The sequence below is a fragment of the Nocardiopsis halotolerans DSM 44410 genome (assembly GCF_000341065.1).
Taxonomy (GTDB): domain Bacteria; phylum Actinomycetota; class Actinomycetes; order Streptosporangiales; family Streptosporangiaceae; genus Nocardiopsis; species Nocardiopsis halotolerans.
In genome coordinates this window covers 1-4,219 of sequence record NZ_ANAX01000016.1, presented here as the reverse complement: position 1 = coordinate 4,219, position 4,219 = coordinate 1, and the positions used below count along the sequence as shown (strand labels likewise).

General features: G+C 71.6%; 3 protein-coding genes. All 3 read left to right on the top strand.

The features are described 5' to 3' along the window. Positions 1 to 249: 249 nt before the first annotated feature. A complete protein-coding gene (gene nirB, locus D455_RS0100960; RefSeq protein ID WP_017568889.1) occupies positions 250 to 2,760 on the top strand; it encodes a nitrite reductase large subunit NirB in 2,511 nt (836 codons plus the stop codon). Next, positions 2,757 to 3,122, top strand: coding sequence for a nitrite reductase small subunit NirD (nirD, locus tag D455_RS0100955; RefSeq protein WP_017568888.1), 366 nt, complete (start codon positions 2,757 to 2,759; stop codon positions 3,120 to 3,122). The genes nirB and nirD overlap by 4 nt, the downstream gene beginning before the upstream one ends. Continuing rightward, positions 3,119 to 4,219, top strand: a 1,101-nt coding sequence (locus D455_RS28795; RefSeq protein WP_017568887.1) for a uroporphyrinogen-III synthase, incomplete at its 3' end; no start/stop codon positions are given. The genes nirD and D455_RS28795, both read left to right, overlap by 4 nt.

Genomic DNA, 4,219 nt, shown 5'->3' with positions numbered 1-4,219 from the left:
CCCCCCCGCCACAGTAACCGGCACCCCCGCCCACCCACCCCGGTGTGACCAACCCCCCACAGCGGCCACCCCACGCCCACCACCAGGCCCCCGGCACACCCGGCCAGGGCCTTCACCCCGTATCACGCACCCCCCACCTGCGATGACAGCACATCGAAACAACCGCGACACACACGGCTGACCCCCGGGAAACACCCGCCGGGTTGCCTGAAAACCGTCCGAGACCGCAGCAGGAGGAGCCGCACACCCATGGAAGAACTCGTCGTCATCGGCAACGGCATGGTCGGCCACCGACTCGTCGAGGCCCTCCGCGACCGCGACACCGCCCACCACTGGCACACCACCGTCGTGGGCGAGGAACCCCGCACCGCCTACGACCGTGTGGCCCTGTCCTCCTACCTCGACGGAGCCAGCGCGCAGGACCTGTCCCTGACAGACGTACGCGGCCCCCACGTGGACGTCCACGTCAACGAACGCGCCACCGCCATCGACCGCGCCCACCACACCGTCACCACCGCCACCGGACGCGTCCTGACCTACGACCGCCTCGTCCTGGCCACCGGCTCCACCCCCTTCGTCCCACCCATCCCCGGCCACGACCTGCCCGGCTGCCACGTCTACCGCACCATCGAGGACCTGGACGCCATCACCGCCTCCGCCCAGGGCGCCCGCACCGGCGTCGTCATCGGCGGCGGCCTCCTGGGCCTGGAAGCCGCCAACGCCCTACGCCTGCTCGGCCTCCAAGCACACGTGGTCGAACTCGCCCCCCACCTGATGCCCGCCCAGATCGACGAAGGCGCCGGAGCCCTCCTGCGCACCCTCATCACCGACCTGGGCGTACACATCCACACCGGCACCGCCTCCACCGCCGTCGAAGCCGGACCCGACGGCCGCGCGGCCCGCCTGGCCCTGGACACGGGCACCCGCCTGGACACCGACCTGGTCGTGTTCTCCGTCGGCATCCGCCCCCGCGACGACCTCGCCCGCGCGGCCGACCTCACGATCGGCGAACGCGGCGGCATCGTCATCGACGACACCTGCACCACCAGCGACGCCCACATCCACGCCATCGGCGAAGCCGCCCACCACCGCGGCACCGTCTACGGCCTCATCGCCCCCGGCAACGCCATGGCCGAGGTCGTCGCCGACCGGCTCGTGGGCGGCTCCGCCACCTTCACCGGCGCCGACACCTCCACCAAACTCAAACTCCTGGGCGTGGACGTGGCCAGCTTCGGCGACGCCCACGGCCGCACCCCCGGCGCCCTGGACGTGGTCGTCAACGACGCCGCCCACAGGCGCTACGCCAAACTCGTGGTCTCCGACGACGCCACCACCCTGCTCGGCGGCGTCCTGGTCGGCGACGCCTCGGCCTACGCCACCCTGCGCCCCCTGGTCGGCTCACCCCTGCCCGGCGACCCGCTGGCCCTGATCAGCCCCGAGGGCGGCGCCACCCTGGGCGCCGACGCCCTGCCCGACACCGCGCAGATCTGCTCGTGCAACGCCGTCACCAAGGGCGAACTCACCGAGGCCATCGCCCGCGGCAACCACGACGTTCCCGCACTCAAGACCTGCACCAAGGCGGGCACCAGCTGCGGCTCGTGCGTGCCCATGCTCAAGCAGATCCTCACCCAGGCCGGAATCGCACAGTCCAAGGCCCTGTGCGAACACTTCCCCCAGTCCCGCGCCGAACTGGTCGAGATCGTCCAAGCCACCGGCACCACCACCTTCTCCGCGCTCATCGAGGGCCACGGCACCGGGCACGGCTGCGACGTCTGCAAACCCGCCGTCGCCTCCATCCTGGCCTCCCTGGGCGGCGGACACATCCTGGAGGGCGAACAGGCCACCCTCCAGGACACCAACGACCGCTACCTGGCCAACATGCAACGCAACGGCACCTACTCGGTCGTGCCCCGCATCCCCGGCGGTGAGATCACCCCCGACAAACTCATCGTCATCGGCGAGGTCGCACGCGACTTCCACCTCTACACCAAGATCACCGGCGGACAGCGCATCGACCTGTTCGGCGCCCGCCTCGAACAGCTCCCCGCCATCTGGAAACGCCTGGTCGACGCCGGATTCGAATCCGGGCACGCCTACGGCAAGTCCCTGCGCACCGTCAAGTCGTGCGTGGGCACCACCTGGTGCCGCTACGGCGTCCAGGACTCGGTGGGCCTGGCCATCCGCCTGGAGGAGCGCTACCGGGGCCTGCGCTCACCCCACAAACTCAAGGCGGCCGTCTCCGGATGCGCCCGCGAGTGCGCCGAGGCCCGCGGCAAGGACTTCGGCGTCATCGCCACCGACCAGGGCTGGAACCTGTACGTGGGCGGCAACGGCGGCTTCACCCCCCGCCACGCCCAGCTCCTGGCCGCCGACCTGGACGAGGACACCCTCACCCGCTACATCGACCGGTTCCTGATGTTCTACGTACGCACCGCCGACCGCCTCCAGCGCACCGCCCCCTGGATCGAGTCCCTGGAAGGCGGACTGGACCACCTGCGCGACGTCGTCGTCCACGACCGCCTCGGCATCGCCGACGAACTCGAAACCGCCATGGCCCACCACGTGGCCTCCTACACCGACGAATGGGCCGCGGTCCTGACCGACCCCGACAAACTCGCCCGGTTCGTCTCCTTCACCAACGCCCCCGACACCCCCGACCCCACCATCAGCTTCACCACCACCCGCGACCAACCCGTCCCCACCACCACGACCGTGAACCTGGGCATGCCCGCCCGCCGACCCCAGGAGGCCACCCGATGACCACCACCACCCCGACCGCCACCTGGATCGACGCCTGCCCCACCAGCCGCCTACACCCCGAGGACGGCGTGGCCGTCCTGCTGCCCGACGGCCACCAGATCGCCCTGTTCCGCACCCGCGACCACCACCTGTACGCCGTGGACAACATCGACCCCTACACCGGCGCCGCCGTCATCGCACGCGGTATCGTCGGCGACCGAGGGGGAGAACCCACCATCGCCTCACCCATGCTCAAGAACGTCTTCTCCCTGCGCACCGGCCAGAGCCTGGACGACGAGCACACACGCCTGAACACCTGGGCCGTGCGCCAGAACCAGACCACCGTGCAGATCGCCGTCCCCGCCCAGGAGCAGACACCGTGAACACCGCGCCACCCGCACCAACGGCGACCACCGCGCCCCTGGCCGGATTCACCGTCGCCGTCACCGCCGCCCGCCGCGCCGAGGAACTGGGCGCCCTCCTACGCCGCAAGGGCGCCCACGTCATCAGCGCACCGGCCCTGCGCATCGTGCCCCTGAGCGACGACCAACGCCTGGCCTCGGTCTCCGAACAACTCGCCCGCCACCCCGCCGACATCATCGTGGTCACCACCGGCATCGGCTTCCGCGGCTGGGTCGAGGCCTGCGAGACCTGGGGCACCGCCGACCCGCTCCTGGAGGGCATGCGCACCTCACGCCTGCTCGCCCGCGGCCCCAAGGCCAAGGGCGCCATCCGCGCCGCCGGACTCACCGAGGAGTGGTCACCCCCTTCCGAATCCTCCGCCGAGGTCCTGGACCACCTGCTGGCCCAGGGCGTGCAGGGGCTACGCGTGGCCGTCCAACTGCACGGCGAACCCCTGCACGACTTCACCGCCGCCCTCCGCCTGGCCGGAGCCGAGGTGGTGGAGGTGCCCGTCTACCGGTGGACCCAACCCGAGGACACCGCACCCCTGGACCGCCTCATCGAGGCCACCACCACCGGGGGAGTGGACGCCATCACCTTCACCAGCGCCCCCGCCGCCGCCGGACTCCTCACCCGCGCCCACACCACCGGACACCAGACCGACCTCGTCCGAGCCCTGCGCGGCGACGTCCTGGCCATGTGCGTGGGACCGGTCACCGCACGCCCCCTCATCAACCACGACATCCCCACCCTGTGGCCCCAGCGCGCCCGCATCGGCGCCCAGGTCCGCGCCCTGGCCGAGGAACTGCCCGCACGCTTTCCCACCCTGTCCGTGGCCGGACACCGCCTGCGCCTGCGCGGCCACGCCGTCCTGGTCGACGGCACCGTCCACACCCTCTCACCCACCCTGATGCGCCTGATGCGCGCACTGGCCCGCAAACCCGGACAGGTCCTGGACCGCACCCACCTGCTCACCTGCCTGGGCGAGGACGCCGACGCCCACGCCGTGGAAACGGCCGTGGCCCGCCTGCGCACCGCCCTGGGCGACGCGGCCATCATCCAGACGGTGGTCAAACGC